Annotated in this window: 20 protein-coding genes; 11 read left to right on the top strand and 9 right to left on the bottom strand. The window is 37.2% G+C overall.

What is annotated here, in order from left to right; translation table 11 throughout:
- Positions 1-241 precede the first annotated feature (241 nt).
- The 7 genes from AC2VNP_RS09945 to AC2VNP_RS09975 all read left to right on the top strand — a co-directional run bounded on the left by AC2VNP_RS09945 (position 242) and on the right by AC2VNP_RS09975 (position 6808).
- Positions 242-826, top strand: a complete 585-nt coding sequence (locus tag AC2VNP_RS09945) for a LemA family protein (RefSeq protein ID WP_418200622.1) — start codon at positions 242-244, stop codon at positions 824-826.
- Between the two features lie 9 nt (positions 827-835).
- Positions 836-1792, top strand: coding sequence for a M48 family metalloprotease (locus AC2VNP_RS09950; protein WP_486917186.1), 957 nt, complete (start codon positions 836-838; stop codon positions 1790-1792).
- 54 nt (positions 1793-1846) lie between these two features.
- The gene (locus tag AC2VNP_RS09955; RefSeq protein ID WP_486917187.1) at positions 1847-2518 is read left to right on the top strand and encodes a PspA/IM30 family protein; all 672 of its coding nucleotides are present in this window, start codon (positions 1847-1849) and stop codon (positions 2516-2518) included.
- A gap of 92 nt (positions 2519-2610) precedes the next feature.
- Positions 2611-2913: a hypothetical protein gene (locus tag AC2VNP_RS09960; RefSeq protein WP_486917188.1), complete on the top strand. Its 303-nt coding sequence runs from the start codon at positions 2611-2613 to the stop codon at positions 2911-2913.
- Positions 2914-3025: 112 nt separating this feature from the next.
- Positions 3026-3964, top strand: a complete 939-nt coding sequence (locus AC2VNP_RS09965; RefSeq protein ID WP_486917189.1) for a hypothetical protein — start codon at positions 3026-3028, stop codon at positions 3962-3964.
- Positions 3965-4143: 179 nt separating this feature from the next.
- Positions 4144-4998 carry a 5'-3' exonuclease gene (locus tag AC2VNP_RS09970; RefSeq protein ID WP_486917269.1) on the top strand — a complete coding sequence of 285 codons (855 nt, stop codon included), beginning with the start codon at positions 4144-4146 and terminating at the stop codon, positions 4996-4998.
- A 520-nt stretch (positions 4999-5518) separates the two neighbouring features.
- Positions 5519-6808: a glycosyl hydrolase family 18 protein gene (locus tag AC2VNP_RS09975; RefSeq protein ID WP_486917190.1), complete on the top strand. Its 1290-nt coding sequence runs from the start codon at positions 5519-5521 to the stop codon at positions 6806-6808.
- 102 nt (positions 6809-6910) lie between these two features.
- Here AC2VNP_RS09975 and AC2VNP_RS09980 read toward each other — a convergent pair whose 3' ends face one another.
- Positions 6911-7756, bottom strand: coding sequence for a DegV family protein (locus AC2VNP_RS09980; RefSeq protein WP_486917191.1), 846 nt, complete (start codon positions 7754-7756; stop codon positions 6911-6913).
- A 186-nt stretch (positions 7757-7942) separates the two neighbouring features.
- Positions 7943-8464, bottom strand: a complete 522-nt coding sequence (locus tag AC2VNP_RS09985; RefSeq protein ID WP_486917192.1) for a hypothetical protein — start codon at positions 8462-8464, stop codon at positions 7943-7945.
- Between the two features lie 105 nt (positions 8465-8569).
- On the opposite strand from AC2VNP_RS09985, the gene AC2VNP_RS09990 reads away from it, so the two are divergent.
- The 4 genes from AC2VNP_RS09990 (at position 8570) to AC2VNP_RS10005 (ending at position 11392) form a co-directional block, all read left to right on the top strand.
- The gene (locus AC2VNP_RS09990; RefSeq protein ID WP_486917193.1) at positions 8570-9418 is read left to right on the top strand and encodes a patatin-like phospholipase family protein; all 849 of its coding nucleotides are present in this window, start codon (positions 8570-8572) and stop codon (positions 9416-9418) included.
- 98 nt (positions 9419-9516) lie between these two features.
- Positions 9517-10188: a hypothetical protein gene (locus AC2VNP_RS09995; RefSeq protein ID WP_486917194.1), complete on the top strand. Its 672-nt coding sequence runs from the start codon at positions 9517-9519 to the stop codon at positions 10186-10188.
- A 105-nt stretch (positions 10189-10293) separates the two neighbouring features.
- On the top strand, positions 10294-10671 hold the full coding sequence (locus AC2VNP_RS10000) for a hypothetical protein (protein WP_486917195.1): 378 nt from the start codon (positions 10294-10296) through the stop codon (positions 10669-10671).
- Between the two features lie 73 nt (positions 10672-10744).
- Positions 10745-11392 (top strand): HD domain-containing protein, encoded by a 648-nt coding sequence (locus AC2VNP_RS10005; RefSeq protein WP_486917196.1) that lies wholly within the window; start codon positions 10745-10747, stop codon positions 11390-11392.
- On the opposite strand, the gene AC2VNP_RS10010 is transcribed toward AC2VNP_RS10005, so the two are convergent.
- The 7 genes from AC2VNP_RS10010 to AC2VNP_RS10040 form a co-directional block, all read right to left on the bottom strand.
- Positions 11389-12390 carry an aromatic acid exporter family protein gene (locus tag AC2VNP_RS10010; RefSeq protein ID WP_486917197.1) on the bottom strand — a complete coding sequence of 334 codons (1002 nt, stop codon included), beginning with the start codon at positions 12388-12390 and terminating at the stop codon, positions 11389-11391. The two genes, AC2VNP_RS10005 and AC2VNP_RS10010, sit on opposite strands and share 4 nt — an antisense overlap.
- Before the next feature lie 46 nt (positions 12391-12436).
- A complete protein-coding gene (locus AC2VNP_RS10015) occupies positions 12437-13279 on the bottom strand; it encodes a deoxyribonuclease IV (RefSeq protein ID WP_486917198.1) in 843 nt (280 codons plus the stop codon).
- A 14-nt stretch (positions 13280-13293) separates the two neighbouring features.
- Positions 13294-14097 (bottom strand): DNA-formamidopyrimidine glycosylase, encoded by an 804-nt coding sequence (gene mutM / locus AC2VNP_RS10020; protein ID WP_486917199.1) that lies wholly within the window; start codon positions 14095-14097, stop codon positions 13294-13296.
- 147 nt (positions 14098-14244) lie between these two features.
- Positions 14245-14394 carry a hypothetical protein gene (locus AC2VNP_RS10025; protein ID WP_486917200.1) on the bottom strand — a complete coding sequence of 50 codons (150 nt, stop codon included), beginning with the start codon at positions 14392-14394 and terminating at the stop codon, positions 14245-14247.
- 108 nt (positions 14395-14502) lie between these two features.
- A complete protein-coding gene (locus AC2VNP_RS10030) occupies positions 14503-15465 on the bottom strand; it encodes an ABC transporter permease (RefSeq protein WP_486917201.1) in 963 nt (320 codons plus the stop codon).
- Positions 15466-16521, bottom strand: a complete 1056-nt coding sequence (locus tag AC2VNP_RS10035; protein ID WP_486917202.1) for an ABC transporter permease — start codon at positions 16519-16521, stop codon at positions 15466-15468.
- Entirely contained in the window at positions 16518-18047 is a 1530-nt protein-coding gene (locus AC2VNP_RS10040) for an ABC transporter ATP-binding protein (RefSeq protein WP_486917203.1), read from the bottom strand. Before AC2VNP_RS10040 ends, AC2VNP_RS10035 begins: the two co-directional genes overlap by 4 nt.
- Between the last annotated feature and the right edge of the window lie 132 nt (positions 18048-18179).

Consider the following 18179-nt stretch of genomic DNA (forward strand, 5'->3'; position numbering starts at 1 on the left):
AGTTACCATCAAATTACTGTGAGGACGATATAAATTGTGAATTAAATACAAAATTACAAAAATATTGGAAGGTGCAGTTGGATATATTAGAATTAAAAAGGGAAAATTTACTTGGTGCACCTCTAAAAAACTTGAAAATTTTTTTGAAACCAAACAAAATCCTGTTCGTAAATATAGTATAAGCCGGATTTACCGCCCGCTTTTGCAGAAATCAAAAAATAAAAATAAAGGAAGGTAGTTTATGACAACACTCATTGTAGTTCTTTTATTAATTGCAATACTCATTCCGGTTAGTGTCATCATTTATTTATGGTTGTCCTACAACAAACTCGTTCGTCATGAACAGTATGTAAAAACCGCTTGGTCCAATATTGACAATCAACTTGATGCTAAATACCGGATTTTAACGAATGTGGTTCAAATGTTTGAACTCGGTTCAGACCGAGAGAAAGACTTTGTGGAATCCGCTTTACTGGCACGAAAAGGATTAACAAGCAAAAGTGTCAAAGAAAAAGCTGTCGCGAACGAAAACGTCAATTCTTTATTACCACAAATGTCTATGCTAATGGAGGCATATCCAAATTCAAATGTCGCTCACTCCTTAAAAGATGCTATGTCTTCTATCAAACAAGCAGAAGAAAAAATTACGTATGCACGGACGGGCTACAATGGAGGCGTTGAGAACTATAACATTCTCATTCGTTCATTCCCGACGAACTTAATAGCTAGTAAGTTTGGCCATACACCTAAAGAGTCTTTCTCAATAACAGAGGAAGAAAGAAAGGTATACAATCATTTATCAGTGAATGACGTTCGTTCGAAATAGGTGATGGAAATGACAAAAACTCGCGAAAAAGATTTACGATATTTAATGTCTGGTGAGGAGATTAGGAAGAATAAATTCAATTCAATCCTCCTGCTCATCGTTTTTTTCTCCCTTATTGTAGGTGCAGGTGCACTATATGGGTATCTTGAAGGAGATGTCATTACTTTTACGTTCATTACGATGGCTATTACCGGGGCTTACTTATTATTCAATTTCGTAACGTTCAAATTCATGATCAAAAAAAGTATTAATGGCAGATTAGTGACGAAGGATACTCAGGATGAAAAGTTACGGACTCTTTACTATATCGTTGAGAGATTATCGGTAGGATGCAACATAAAAATGCCGGAAATCTACGTAATTCCTACAAACATTCCTAATGCTTTTGCAACCGGATTTAACCATAATAATGCAATTGTGGGTGTAACAGAAGGCCTGTTACATATGCTAGACGAGGAAGAACTTGAAGGGGTTATGGCCCATGAATTTGCCCATATTATTAATTACGATATTAGGTTAAAAGCTGTAACCATCGCGCTAACATCGTCTTTCGTTCTTTTAGCTGAAATTATTTACCGAAACATGCGGGTGAAAGGAAGATCAAGGAACAATAATAATGATAACGGTAAAAATACAGCCTTATTATTTTTAGTTGTAATCATCATTCTAGTATTTTCTCGAGTCGTTTCTGCATTACTTTCTTCAGCAATCTCAAGACAACGAGAATATATGGCAGATACGAAAGCCGTTCGAATTGTATCCAATAATCGAGGATTAATTAATGCATTAGCGAAAATTGGCGGTTATCGTCCGCGCTATAGTAAATCAGAATATGAAGCACAGCTTGGAGGAAATAACCTTAAATCATCTTATATTTATAACCATTTTTCCAAGAAATCTGCATCGCTATTTTCGACTCATCCTCCCATTGAGGACAGAATTCAAAAACTAGAAAGAACCATTTAAGCTAGGTGCTATATATACAAAAAAATATATATATTAAGAAGGAGTTTTGTTTATATGTCTATTTTCGGAAGACTAGTTACGTTAATTAAAGGGAACGCTCATGCTGCCATTGATTCGATGGAAAATGTCGAAAATGTCTTAAATCAAAAGATCAGAGATTTAGAAGGTGCCTATGCAGAGGCTCGAGACGGAGTAGCAGGAGCTATGGCAGAACAAAAAAGGTTAGAAGGTTTAGAAAATCAAGCAGAAAAAGAAGCTGAAAAATGGTTAAATCGAGTAAACAACGCGTTAGATTCAGGTGATGAAGCAGCTGCAGAAGAAATGGCAGTCCAATATGAAAAGCACCTAGCTGAAAAAGAGAATTTCCATGCCCTAGCCGAAGAGCAGGCGGATACAGTATCGGTTTTACGCGATCAGTTGGAATCGCTTCAGGAGTCGATTGCTGAAGTGAAATCTCAAAAAGCATCAATTGTCGCGAAACATAAAATGGCAGATGCTAATGAAAGTATCAACAAAGTATTTGAGAAAGTAAACAAAAATAGTTCACTCAATACTTTAAATCGCTATGAAGAACGAGCAAATGAGCGATTAAATAAATCAAAAGCTGTTAAACAATTAAACTCTACGACTTCTGTAGAAGATCAGTTTAAGAAATATGATAAACCAAATGGCTCTTCCGCGTTAGAACGAATTAAACAACAACGAGAAAATAACGCTCAACAATAAGAAATATTATAACGAAAAAATGAAACGTACTTTGCTGTGATTGTCTAGTAAAGTACGTTCATTTTTATCCCAGTAGAGAAGGTGTGCTCAACATGTTAAATGAAAATATAGAAGATATGGCTCATCATTTTATCCAATTGCACTTGAAGAGCTTGCCTATTACGAATGAAACGATTGAAAAGGTAATCGATGGGACTGCCATTCGCATTATAACGAATAAGACACCGTTAAGACGAGAAGCGGACGTTCAGGTGAAATTAGATGATACATATGAAACACTGCGGTTCTTAAGTCCGAATTTACACATTACTCCTGCATTTAAAAAGGCTCAATTAGCTAACTTTGTTTATCATAATAAAGCTGAATTAGAAACAATATTTAATAATATTATATAATCGTCCGGTAGTGCTAATCTAATTATTTTTATGCCTAAATTAGTAACCTAAAAAAGCGATAACTTGAAACATTATTACAGGAATAACGTTTGAATAAGTAGAGGTGATGATAGTGTTCACAGAACTAAATGAGAGGCTGTTTGAAGCCAAGGAAAAGAAACGGAAAAAAGTAAAATTCGAAGAACATATTGTTCGAAGCGAGGCTTACTTAGAAGAAGAAAGAGATAAAGCTAATCACTTGTATCTTCAATTGAAAAAGGAAGAGAAAGACGTTTCCCGGCTAGAAAAGATCTCACTAACGAATATCTTTTTTACGATAATGGGTAAAAAATTAGAGAAGCTTGATAAAGAGCAACAAGAAGTCATTGCAGCAGAATTAAAATATAAAGAAGCAGCAGAAACGATTATAGACTTGGAAAAGGAATTAGAAGAGTTACGTACGATGCTGCACACGGTTGTGAATGCGGAGGTTGAATATAAAAGTCTTTTAAAAGAAAAAGAACGGTTAATCCATGATAAGCATTCTGCTCTAAGTAGAGAGTTATATGTTCTTTCAGAACAAGAGACTAGTATTCGATCATATTTAAAAGAATATGAAGAAGCTATTCAAGCAGGTCTTGCTTCTCTATCGGCATTACAACGAGCTATTCATTCACTTGATAAAGCAAAGGGCTGGTCGACGTGGGATATGTTTGGTGGCGGGATGCTGACAACAGCTATTAAACATAGTCACTTAGATGATGCGAGAAAACAGATCCATTATGCGCAAAATCAACTACGTCTGTTTCAAGAAGAACTGATCGATATTGAAAATCATTTTGAAATTAAGATGGATATTGGGAATTTTCTTACTTTTGCAGATTACTTTTTTGATGGCATTATTGTTGATTGGGTTGTTCACGGAAAGATCAATGATTCGTTGAATCAAGCAGAACAAACAACTGCTAACGTACGAGAGATATTATCTGTATTAGATCAACATAAAATTCAATTGATTGATGATTATGATGAGATCGTTAGAAAAAGAAAAGAAATATTAGAAAGTACTTAATTATTTATAGTGTCAACGGCTATATGTGCTTGACTTTCTATTAATCTACTTTATGAAGAGGGAGTGACAATAAATGGTCACCCCCTCTTTTCACTATTCAATTCAGAAATAGTTTGTTAGGATAGATAGGTACGTTTTAAAAGTCAGGAGTGGGTTTCTTGGAAAATAATAATAAATTAATGCTAGTTGATGGCATGGCTCTATTATTTAGAGGCTACTACGCAACAGCATATAGAGGTTATATAATGAAAACGAGCGCAGGTGTTCCTACGAATGCGATCTATGGGTTTGTAAAATATATGTGGGATGCTATTCAAACATTTGAGCCGAGTCACGTCATTTGTTGCTGGGATATGGGCAGCAAAACGTTCCGTACCGAGCTTTACGATCAATATAAAGCCAATCGAGGAGAGCCGCCTGAAGAGTTGGTTCCTCAATTTGACCTCGTCAAAGAAGTCGTTTCGAGCTTCGATATTCCCAATATAGGGATTGAACAATTTGAGGCAGATGACTGTATCGGTTCATTAGCTAAAAAATATAGTTCCGAGATGCAGGTACAAATTTTAACCGGAGATCACGATAGCTTACAACTTGTTACCGACCGGGTTCACTCAATTATTATGAAAAAAGGGATGTCAAACTACGAAGTATATACACCTGAGAAATTACTTGAAGAAAAAGGTCTAACCCCGGCTCAAATGATTGATTTAAAAGGATTAATGGGAGACACTAGCGACAATTTCCCTGGGGTTAAAGGAATTGGTGAGAAGACAGCAATTAAGTTATTAAAAGAATATGCAACGATTGAAGCTATCATTGAAAACCTAGAGAGATTACCAAAGGGAATGAGAACAAAGATTGAAAGTGAATTGGACATGCTCCACCTTTCACGCCAATTAGCAGAAATTCGATGTGATGTTCCGATTGAGTGTGTCGTTGAAGATGCTTTATTAACCATTGACGCAGAAAAAGTAAGAAAACAATTTGAAACGCTTGAGTTTAATAAGCTATTAAAAGAAATGGGGATTCATTAAGTAACTGAAGATAGCAGGGAGAACAGGCCTGGCTTACTTTCAGTTGAGCATGCAATGGATCGCAATCACTTTGAATGTTAACACACCTTTCTTCATAGGGAGGTGTGTTTGTGGTTTCATAAGGTGTTTTATGCCTATCCTCATTTCCTTTATTAGGAATAAGTCGATTTGGAGGGTTACTTAGATAGAAATATTTCCATAAAACGGTATATTACTGCTTTAAATTGAAACATAGATTAGAACAATACCAGTATAAGGGATTAATTGGTTCTAAAGAACAACATAGATCAGTCTTTTTCCATTATAAGTTATTTTTCAGTTCTAATGAGTCATTTAGAATTAGTAATTACTAAAACTTGGAATTAATCTGTATTAAACCGTTTGAGTCTTTTAAGCTTAGTCTTTGATACTAAATGCTCTGTATAAAGCTTTTCAATGAAAACTTCTAATGGCCAGGCATTTAATTCACCTGGTTGAATACAGTGATAGGGTAAATATTGGGCATTAGGGAGGAAAAGCTGTGCAAATACATGTTGTTTCACCAGGGCAAACGCTGTTTGGAATTGCTCAAGCATACAATACAACGGCAAATGCGATTGCTCAAGCCAATCAACTGCCAAATCCTGATCAGCTCGTAACCGGGCAAGCGTTAATGATTCCAATTATCGGCAGGTTCCATTTTATTCAACCTGGAGAAAGTTTATGGCAGATTAGTCAACGTTATCAAATCCCAGTGGAGACGATTATTGAAGTAAACCAAATTCAGGACCCGCAAAACTTACCTGTTGGCTTTAGGCTGTATATTCCAACTCAGTTTCTAGAAAAGCCAACCGTTGATGTAGGCGCATATGTGGATTTGCAAATTACGGGGGAGGAATCTCCTGAAGTTGTTGATGCAGTAGGTGAGTACTTAACATTTGTTCAAATCTTTAGTTATGAGCTAAATGCAGATGGGACATTAACGCCAATTGATGATCAAGCAATTATAAATGTTTCATATGAAAATGGCATTGTTCCCTTGATGGTGATAACAAATATTCAAGATGGAGCTTTTGATACAGAGCTTGTAACGACTGTGTTGCAAAGCGAAGAATTACAAAACCGCTTATTGGATGAAGCAATTGCAATTATGGATCAAAAGGGTTATCTAGGACTAGACTTTGATTTAGAGTATTTAGGTGCAGAAAACCGTGAGCCATACAATGAACTGATGCGTAAGGCGAAAGTGAGATTAGATGAAAGAGGTTATTTTCTTTCGAGTGCACTAGCACCGCAAGTAGAGCCAGGCATGGTTGGTGTTCTGTATGAAGGTCATGACTATGCGGCACATGGGGAATATGCTGATTTCGTATTCTTAATGACGTACGAGTGGGGTTGGACAGGTGGACCTCCTATGGCTGTTGCACCGATCGATCAAGTCAGAAGAGTCATTGAATATGCAGCGTCAGAAATGCCGAATGATAAAATTATGATGGGTATTCCTCTTTATGGTTATGATTGGACGTTACCTTTTGTCGCAGGTGAAACGAGAGCTCGGGCAATAGACCATCAGGAAGCGATTCGACTAGCGGCCACGTATAACGCGGACATTGAATACGACCCGGTGGCACAGTCTCCATTTTTTAATTATGTGGATGAAGAGGGCGTAGAGCATGAAGTGTGGTTTGAAGATGCAAGAAGCATGCAAGCTAAGTTTGATCTAGTCAAAGAGCTTGGTTTACGAGGTTTTTACTATTGGGTATTAGGGTGGGATTTCCCGCAAAACTGGTTACTCATTGATGAGAACTTTAATGTAAGAAAACGTGTGTAAAGAGTAGAGGCCGACTAGGTGTGAATGTACTCTAAGATGATGAAATGCATTCCATTTAAGTCAGCCTCTTTTTCAATTGTTTTTGAAATGAAAACTCTAATGCTAATTTTTTTGCCAGATAATTGCTACTGTTCCTTCACCAGCATGAGCAGCAATCGTCGAACTAATCTCACCGATAACAACGTTCATGTTTGGAAATTTACTTCTAATGTCCTGTTCAAGGGCAACTGCTTTTTCCAACACATTTCCGTGCATGATCTGGATTTCACTTATGGAATGTTTTTCGTACGCATTTTGTATAAGTTCTAACAAACGACGAACGGCTTTTTTCTCTGAACGAACTTTCTCAAACACTTCGAACTCGCCGTTTTGATTAATCCGGATGATTGGTTTGATCTGTAGAAGATTTCCTATTAAAAATTGTGTTCCTGACATTCTCCCACCTTTATAAAACTGCTCAAGACTTCCTAAGAGAATGTAGTTTTCACCTTTATCTGCTTCTTCACGAAGTCTTTGTGCAATTGTATCTCCTTCTACTCCTTCTTCTGATAATTTCATTCCTGTTTGAATTAATGAAGTAATAGCATAAGACATGGATTTTGAATCAACAATTTCAACAGGGAATTCTGCCATTTCACTTGCCGATCGGCTGCTTTCAAGTGTTCCGCTTAATTTGCTTGATATGTGGACAGCAATTGCTTGATCGTATTCTTCTTTCAGTTTTTCATATAACTCAACAAATTTACCTACGGCTGGTTGTGAGGTTTTTGGTACTTCCTTAGATTGCTTAATTTTTTCGTATAGTTGTTCTGTTGTTAAGCTAATCCCGTCTTCGTAGACAGTATCACCAAAAATAATCGCAAGAGGCATGACATAGACATCTGGATGATTTTTTAAATCTTCCGTTATATAAGCTGTACTATCGGTTACAAAAGCAATTTTTTTCATATGTATCAACCCTTTTCGTTATGCAAAGTGTAGTATTTTTAAATAAAGTAATTCTAACTTTCATCGGTAAATCATCAGTAGAAGTCAACTTTTGAGATGTTTATAGCATTTGTCTTTTTTCGTATTACATTCACGTTTTCAAGTAGTTTTAAACGAAATAGGGTAAAGTTATAGAACTTTTCAAATTTAATTAAAGTAGTCTTCTAAAAACTGAAGCGATTGTAAGGTGTAGCTAAGTAGTTGTTGAAAGTCTTCAATTTGATCCTCATTTATCTTTCGGCCGAAACGGATTGTAATTTTATCCGTTAAGATATGTTCCTGACCGTATGAAAATGAAATCCTTTGTGTGATGATCGGCCGATTTTGCCAAATTTGCATTAGTTTTTTTTCGATCTTATCACAATCGTTTGTTACGTTTTGAATTGTAGTGAATAAAAAAATGTCAAAGAAACATCCTGCTGCATTTTCATCTAGCTGTATTTTTTCAATCGCAAAGTCTTGAAGTGTTGACAGGAGTCGAACTTCAGCAATGGGGCAATCATTCTTAGCATTTGTTGTTTTAAACTGCATTGAAAATTCTCTCGACATTTTTGCTAATTCAATGATGTCAGAACGATTAATTACATGGATTTCTTTCGCAAAGTCAAGATCATAAACGGCACCTTCTAAAACAACCTTTAAATTTTCATAAATGGTCGGGTCGAACAATTGGACCACTCCTCAGTAATCGATTACTATTAGTGTAGCACTATCTAGTGATAGGTTAAATAAGTTAGAATAGTAAGAATTAATACATACAATAGAGGTAATGTTATGAAAACAACTGGTTTAGTTTTAGAGGGCGGTGGGATGAGAGGGTTGTACACAGCGGGTGTTCTTGAGTTTTTTTTAGAGCAAAAGCTATTATTCCCATATGTTATCGGTGTGTCAGCAGGAGCTTGTATGGGGGCCTCTTATTTGTCTAGGCAAAAGGGACGCAATAAAGAAGTGAATGTAGGTCTTGCTGGTGATCACCGTTTTATCTCTTTTCGTAATTTGCTGTTTAAACGACAATTGTTTGGGATGGACTTTCTTTTTGATGAAATTCCAAATAAGATCGTTCCTTTTGATCATGAGACGTTTCGAACAGGAAGTGAGCAATTTGTAATCGGGACGACTGACTGCGAGACAGGGAAACCTATTTATTATAATAAACATGATAATGGTGAAGATATTCTAACCATTATTCGAGCTTCTAGTTCTTTACCTTTTGTAGCGCCAGCTGTATCATATGGCGGAAAAACACTGTTAGACGGAGGAATAATTGATCCTATTCCTATTCAGAAAGCACAAATCGATGGCTTTAAAAAAAATGTAGTTATTATGACAAAGGCTGAGGACTTTAGAAGACAGCCTACTAAAGCGGCGGTGTTTGCAAAATTAATCTATCGGAAGCATCCTAAAATTGCAGAGCTATTGGAAAAGCGTCATCTCGTATATAATGAAACATTAGCTCGATTGGAAGAGCAGGAAAACGCAGGGGATGTCTTTGTGATTAAGCCAAGCATAGAAGTCCCTGTCAGTCGTATTGAACGTAATCAAGCACGTCTCTTAGCTTTATATGAATTAGGTTATGAAGATGCTAAAAAACAATATTCGAAAATGCTTTCATGGTTAAGTTAAAAGACAAATAAAAAAGGATTGGGATAAAGTACCATGAACAAAAAAATGGCATGCAAGAAATAATAAGAAAGATAATTCACGAAGGGAAGTGTTTCTTCATGTCATTAGAGTGGTTTGATCGAGTTTGTGGAGAGTTACAGGACTATATGGAGTCCATTTGCGAAGAATATGATGAGATGGGGCATATTACTGTAGATCGAGCTGCTAAACATCCAAGAATTGAATGTTTTGTTGAGATGGAAGATAATGAACGAGAGTTTTTCTGCACGCTATTTTTTGACCCACATAACGAAGAATTTTACATGGAAGCGTTTGATTTAGAAACAGAGCAGTCATCAAGAACGTTACTTCCTGATATTGAAGACATCATTGAAGCTGTTCACGAATCATTCCATGATTTCTTGGATGAATTTGAACTTGTCGATGAAGTAGAAATGGAAGATGAGGAAGATACGATTCTTCTTGAAGATGATGCAGATTCAATGGATGACGAAGAAGATGAAGATTATGAGGAAATCGTAGTCGATGTAGAGTGGACAACCCCTGAAGTAATGGCTTATACGTATATGGATGAAGTTGAAGTATCTTATCAATTCGGTGTGATCCATGATACTGGAGACGGAATTCTTCGTCGTGTCAATCGAATTAAAACAGAAGATAATGAATTGATTGAAGATGAGAGTAACTTTATCTTTAGTAAAGAAGAAGCTGGAACGATTATTGAACTCATTGAAGATAACATGGAAGCCATGGACGGGTTTGATATGTAGGTTGTACATAGCACCTTCTCTAGTGACAACAATCTAGAGGAGGTGTCTTTTAGTTAACCTTTAATTAAAATTATTTATGATACCGACCAATAAGGGGATGGTGTAATGGATAAAAAAATATTTGATCTAGTAAGTCCTGAATTAAAAGAACGAATTGATAATGAACTATCGGCTTTAACATTTACAAAAAATTTCCGATCTGCCACCGCTGAAGAATGGTATATTTTCCTGAAAGAATTTAATGACCCTAAAACAGGAGGCGCGGCAGGTAAGGTGATCATTCACTACGATCTGCAAGGAAACCGTGATATTTTTATTAATACAACGATCATTTTTGACGATCCTTCATTATATCGAGGCGAACTAGAACCGCTCGTATATGCGATTTGTGACGAATTAGTCAATCGGCTTGTTGGCTATGCCAATACATTATTAGCTGTCCATGCTGGGGAAAATTCGTATGAAGCGGAATATGTAAGGTAAGAACTGAAAGACAGTAAGGTAAGTAGTGTATGAAATGGATTTCTATGCTAGATTAAACAGTGGGTGATGACAAATGAAAAATATTGAAAAAATAAAACAAACAGAAACATATGTACATAATGAATTAAGTGGCGAAGCAAGTGGACATGATTGGTGGCATATTTACCGTGTAACAAAGCTTGCAAAGACTATTGCGAGTGTTGAGGGAGCAGATGTATTTATTTGTGAAATGGCCGCACTCCTTCATGATATAGCCGATGAAAAACTAAATGAGAGTGAAGAAGCAGGCTTACAAAAAGTAAAAGCATGGTTACAAAGGATCGAAGTGGAAGACGCAACGATGAAACATATTCTGGAGATTATAGCCTCGATGTCATTCAAAGGGGGTGGACAACCACCGATGAAAACATTAGAAGGACAGGTTGTCCAAGATGCAGATCGTCTCGATGCGCTAGGTGCAATTGGGGTTGCAAGAACGTTTGCTTTCGGAGGAGCGAAAGGTAATATTATGTATGATCCTTCGATTAAGCCAAGAGAAGATATGAGTAAAGAAGAATATCAAAAGCGAGATAATACCGCTATTAATCATTTTTATGAGAAACTGCTAAAGTTAAAAGATTTAATGAATACACCATACGGGAAGCAGTTGGCAGAAAACCGCCATAAGTATATGGAACAATTTCTTGATCAGTTTTATAAAGAGTGGGAAGGCGAGCGTTAATTTTGACGCTCACGCCGCTCGATATACTCGATAAGTAAGTGATAAATAGCTAATAATTCGTAAGCGACAGTCGTACTCTTTGTTAAGATTTCTTTTTCATCTTGGTGATCATAAATTAGAGAGTAAAGCATAGATCTCACTTTTTCTTCGGCTGTATGATCAATTTCCTTTCTCTCATAGGCATCTTTAATGTGTGTCCATGCGGCCTGTAGAACTGTTGTATCTTCTCTAGGAATCGACTGTTGCTCTGAAGCAGATAAGATATCCCCTATATGGAAAGAGACTTTATGTAATAAATCAATTTGTCGTTCTAAATCATAAAGCTGCTTCGTGTTTGTAACATCTTTCTTACGATATCGGAAGTCTTCTCGTTGAAAACGGATTGTTTCGGTAGCACGTTCAATACCTTTACTTAAATGTTCAAAGCGAAGCTTTAACACTTGACGACTTCGTTTGCCCATTAATTGATATTCGAGAATATCTTCAATCAGTTCAATCGTTTCACCAAACAGTGCATGACAATCTTCGTTTATTTCCTTCATAAAATTAGGCGGCCAAATAATAAGATTAACAAGTGTAGAGACGACAATACCTATTGTAGTCGTAGCGATTCGAATTAAAAATGCTAAGAAAAAATTTTCCGAAGTCATTGGTATCATAGCAATTGCTGTTAAAGTTGCAACTAAAATAGCATCATCCCAGCGCAAGCGATGACAAATATAAATAGTGAAAAAAGCAGATAAGGCAAAGGTAATGGGTACTTGCCCCAATAAAAAGTCAAATGTCATAGCAATGGCAGCGCCAATGGCAGCGGCTGGCAGGCGAATTTTTCCTTTTTGAATGGAAGCATGCACGGTCGGTTCAACGGTAACAATGGCTGCAATTACAGCAAATACTACAGGCCAATTAAGCCACTGACATATCAACGCAGTAATAAATACTGCAAGCCCTGTTTTTAGTAACCGTTTTCCAAGAAAAGATTGTATCCAGTTATTCATAACCCTACTCCAAAAGTATGTCTTTACTATATTGTAAAAGGTTTATTTACTTTTTAGTAGTAGCAATCCATTCTTTTATAATCTGAATTTCTTTTTCGTGTATGTCTGGTTCATCATTAGGTGTTTCAAGAATGATTGGAATGTCTTTGATAAAATCTCCATCTAAGAGTGTAAGCCATTGTTTTTTAGTGATATGCCCGCTCGTGATATTTGCGTGGCGGTCTTTTCTTGCTCCAAATGAATACTTGGAGTTGTTGAAATGGATGGCTTTTAAATGAGTAAAGTATTCAAGTTCTACACCTTTGGCTTTTAGTTCTGACCAGTTCTCCCCATTCCAAATTCCACTCGCGTAGGCATGGCATGTATCAAAACAAAAACCGATTCTTTCTGGGTAGTCAGATAGCTTACGAATTTGGATCATTTCTTCAAATGTAATCCCCATATCAGTGCCTGCACCTGCATTATTTTCAATAAGAAGAAGTGTATTACCGTCCCACCCCTGCAAGACACGATCTAACATTTCAATCATTTTTTGGTAGCCATCTAGTAGTGCGAGTTTCTTTGTCGTTCCAAAATGAATAACAATCCCGATCGAGCCGCAAGCTTCAGCTATTTCCAGGTCATTTTGAATAGAGGAAATAATTTGCGATTCATCTTTCGAGTCTTCTGGAATGAGTTTTGTAGGATAGGGAGTGTGAGCGATCGTTTTGATATCATGTTCTTTACAAAATGCAGCACATTGCTTGGCATCTTCCACATCAAAATCTTTAACTTTCAAACTCCGTGGGTTTTTCGGAAAATATTGAAAAGCTGAAGCGCCAATTCGATGCGCTGTCTTTGCTGCTTCAAAATACCCATTTCGAATACTTACATGACTTCCAACATACATGTGCATCACCTGCTTTACCGTTGACAGTTTGGACAGAAAAACGTTTTTCGAGAAGAGACTTGCTCTAGTACAATTGTTCCATTACATCTTGGACAAGGTTGGCCTTCTCGATCATAGACGAGTGTTTGGTACTTACCAGTTAATTGATCATCCTTTGTGAGTGGGGAATCCATGTAGCCCCCTTGTCGAATACCTGAATGAAAAATAGTGCCTATTGCATCAAACAGAGCTCTTACTTGTTGATCTGTTAGTTCGTTAAACTTTTTTGTAGGCATTAACTGGGCTTGAAAACAAATTTCGTCTGAGTAACAATTACCGATGCCAGCAATAAATGATTGATTGACTAATGTTGTTTTGAGCATTCCTTTTCTTTTTTGCACTAATTCTAAAAATGTATTATAAGTGAAATTATGGTCTAATGGTTCTGGGCCGAGTTCTTTAAATTCCTCTTGTAATTGCTGACTATTTAAAAGATGTAGAAACCCTAGTCGAAGTCCAATAAAGAATAGTTGTTCAGTACCAAATGAAAGAGTGACTTGTTTAGTTCGGTCTGGTTGGTCTTGTTCATCACCATAATACATCCAACCGCCTAACATTAAATGAAGAAGTAGGTTCATTCCTGAATCCAGTTCAAATATTAAATGCTTGGCACGACGTGAAACCTTTATAACTTTTTTATTCATAACACTTTGTTTAAATAGTTCAACGTTTGTATTGATCGTTTTTTCACGAGTTACAATAACATTTGAAATGGTTTTTCCTTGGATCTTTTGATTAAGTAAATTTTTATAGTTTTCCATTTCCGGTAATTCAGGCATAATAAAGCTCCTTTTAATGAATTACAGTTAGTATGGGAAGCAGCGCTTCGTTTTATTATTAGACGACGATGATTGTGGTTTTAAGATGATAGAGTGATGTTTTATTGGCTGCCAAATCATATGTTGTTTGATGGGCAGCCAATATGGTTACTTTTTAGTGGATTTACTTGTTTTATTACCACTAGCAAATTCATAGGAAGCTTCAAATTCAGTTTCAGCGGCTTTTGCACTGTAGACCTGGTAACTTTCTCCTCGATGACCAACATCATTGTTTTTATGTTGTTGTTTTTCTTTCATGATACCCTCCTCATTGAGTGACTTTTAATTATCATTCCACTTTCTCAACTTTATATTTGGGTATAAAAAAGCATTCGCAGGAATAGCTCCTGGAATGCAATTTCTTTTTTATCTTGATCCTTTTTCATATGGTTTACCAATAGCTTTTGGCGCATCAGCTCTTCCAACAAGTCCAGCAAGAGCTAATATCGTTAAGACATAGGGTGCAATCAGTAGGAATACTTGCGGTATATCTTGTAATACAGGGATTTGTTGTCCGACTATACTTAACGATTGAGCGAGTCCGAAAAATAGGGCCGCACCTAAAGCTCCAAGTGGATGCCATTTTCCGAAGATTAAAGCTGCTAATGCCATAAATCCTTGTCCAGCGATCGTTCCAGCAGCGAAGTTTCCTGAGATGGTTAAGGCATAAACTGCCCCACCCATAGCTGCAAATGCACCACTTAGCATTACGCCAACATACCGCATTTTAATCACGTTAATTCCCATCGTATCAGCAGCCATCGGATGTTCACCAACTGAACGTAAGCGTAGACCAAATGGTGTATAAAAGACTACGTACCACACAGCAAAAGCGACACCAATCGCAATATAAGAAGTCACGTACGCATTTGAGAAAAACAACCTTCCAATTATCGGTATTTCACTTAATACAGGTACATTAATCCGATAAATTAAATTTTGAACAAAGTCTGTTTGTCCTTTTTGATAAATATTTTTAACTAAAAAGACAGCTAAACCTAGGGCTAGAAAGTTAAGAGCAACACCACTTACGATTTGGTCAGCTTTTAAGGTTATTGAGGCAACAGCATGAAATAACGAGAAAATCATACCAGCGAAAATGGCAAAGATGAAGGCAATCCAAGGTGACGCAGCACCAAGCCCCATACTTTCTAATGTAAGTGTTGCAACGATACCGACAAAAGCACCGATGACCATTAAACCTTCAAGTCCAATGTTAACTACACCAGACCGCTCACTAAATAACCCGCCGATTGCTGTGAAAATAAGAGGGGCAGCTGAAAATATAGCAGCAGGAATGATTAAACCTAAGATTTGTAGAAAGTCCATTTAAATGCCCTCCTTTTTCAATCGGCTAATAATCCAACGTACTAAGTAACTAGACGCTACGAAAAAGATGATTAATGCAATGACAATATCAACTAATTCAGTTGGGATGCCAGCTTGAGATTGCATATTTAGTGCTCCGATTTTTAGTCCACCAAATAAACCAGCAGCTAATACAACACCAATTGCAGTGTTTGCTCCGAGAAGAGCAACGGCGATACCATCAAATCCAACGCCAGTAAATCCTGCCATTACGGTCATATATTGATAAGTACCTAAACCTTCCATAGCGCCACCAACACCAGCGAAAGCACCGGAAATCACCATGGATAAAACGATATTCGTTTTTACATTCATTCCTGCATATTCGGATGCGTGTTGGTTAAATCCAACCGAACGTAATTCAAAGCCTTTTGCCGTTTTCCAAAGAACAAACCAGAGAACAAAACAAGCGGCAATTGCTACGAGAAAACCGTAGTGTAATCTTGAAAAGTCGGTAATGGACTGTAAAAATGGTGATGCAAGGGATGCGGAAGGGTTGATCGTTCCTGTACGCTCACCGGGCTCTAATAAAAATGTTCTAATGATATAATTAACTACGTATAAGGCGATATAGTTCATCATGATGGTCACAATGACTTCATGAACATGAAAACGAGCTTTTAGAAGTCCAGGAATTAACCCCCAAATTGCACCTGCAAGAGCACCTGCTCCAATAGCGAGTGGAAGGTGAATGATTGCTGGTAAGTCGAAAGCTAACCCTACATATACGGAAGCTAACCAGCCGACGATTAATTGGCCTTCAACACCGATATTGAACAACCCTGTACGAAATGCAAAGGCAACAGCTAAACCAGCTAAAATGAGTGGTGTCATCGTACGAAGCGTCTCACCGATAAAGTACATGTCTCCAAAAATCCCCCTGACTAACGCTGAGTAGCCAGTTATCGGATTATTGCCACTAAGTAACATAATGATTGCACCGATAATAATACCGAACAAGACAGCAATGAGAGGGAAGAGAATATGAGATAACTTTGAATCTAGTGCTTTCTTCACGATGGATCACCTGCCTTTTTTGAGGAACCCCCAGCCATCAGAAGACCGAGTTCATTTTCATTTGTTTCGTTAGCATTAACGATGGCTACAATTTTTCCTTCATAGATAACGGCAATCCGGTCACTAACATTTAAGACTTCATCAAGTTCTAAGGAAACGAGTAACACAGCTTTTCCTTTATCTCTTTCTTTAATTAAACGCCGATGAATAGTCTCAATGGCTCCGACATCTAATCCGCGAGTCGGTTGGGCCGCAATGAGTAAGTCAGGAGAGCGATCGACTTCGCGAGCAATAATCGCTTTTTGTTGATTACCCCCAGATAAAGCACGAGCGAGTGTATGTTCACTCGGTGTTCTAACATCATAATCTGTAATTAATTCATTTGCTTTTTTATAGATCTCTTTGAAGTTAAGTACACCAGATTTTGAATAAGGGTGTTGATAATACGTTTGAAGAACGATATTTTCACCAATCGTAAAATCAAGAACTAGTCCGTGCTTGTGGCGGTCTTGTGGGATATGTCCAACACCCGATTCTGTTACTTTACGAGGGGGTAAATTCGTAATATCTTGACCATTCAAAGTTATTTTCCCGCTGGTCGGTTTTTTCAAGCCTGTAATCGCTTCAATTAATTCGGATTGGCCATTGCCATCGACTCCAGCAATTCCTAGAATTTCGCCAGCTTTCACCTCTAAATTCAAATCATTTACTGCACTGACATCTCGTACATCTTTAACGACTAATTGTTCGATGTTAAGTACGGTTTGTTTTGGTTCGGCAGGGTCTTTCTCAACTGAAAAGTTAACTTCACGACCGACCATCATCGCTGCTAAGCTGTCAGGTGTAGACTCAGACACGTTTACGGTGCCTATACCTTTTCCACGGCGGATGACTGTACAACGATCACACACTTCCATAATTTCTTTAAGCTTATGAGTAATTAAAATGATTGATTTTCCCTCAGAAACTAACTTTTTCATGATTTGAATTAACTCTTTAATTTCCTGGGGAGTAAGTGCAGCTGTTGGCTCATCAAAAATTAAAATTTCTGCTCCTCGGTATAAGGTCTTTAAAATTTCTACACGTTGTTGCATTCCAACCGAGATATTTTCGATTCTAGCATGTGGATCCACAGATAAACCGTATTGCTTGGAGATCGCTTCGACGTCTTTAGCAGCTTTTTTTATATTAATTTTTCCTTTTGTTGTTGGCTCTTTTCCTAAAATAATATTCTCAGTTACCGTGAATTTCTCCACCAACATAAAGTGTTGGTGAACCATTCCGATCCCTAGACGGTTAGCCACGTTTGGATCGGTAATTTTCACAGGATTTCCTTTTACGACTATTTCTCCTTGTTCAGGTTGGTATAGTCCAAACAATACATTCATAAGTGTTGATTTTCCAGCACCATTTTCACCTAGTAAAGCATGGATTTCTCCTTGTTTTAACTGTAGGGTTACATTATCATTTGCGACGATGCCAGGAAACTCTTTACGAATGTTCTTCATTTCAATAACATAACTCAAATGTCACACCTCCGACAGAAATGTTTCCTAAGACGATAGTACAGTTAACTATCGGACATTAATTTAGAAGGTAATATTTATCAGAGACACAACTAAAACAAGCCCAATAGCTAGCGACACCCCATTAGATAA

The organism is Alkalihalobacterium sp. TH-98 (assembly GCF_057473385.1).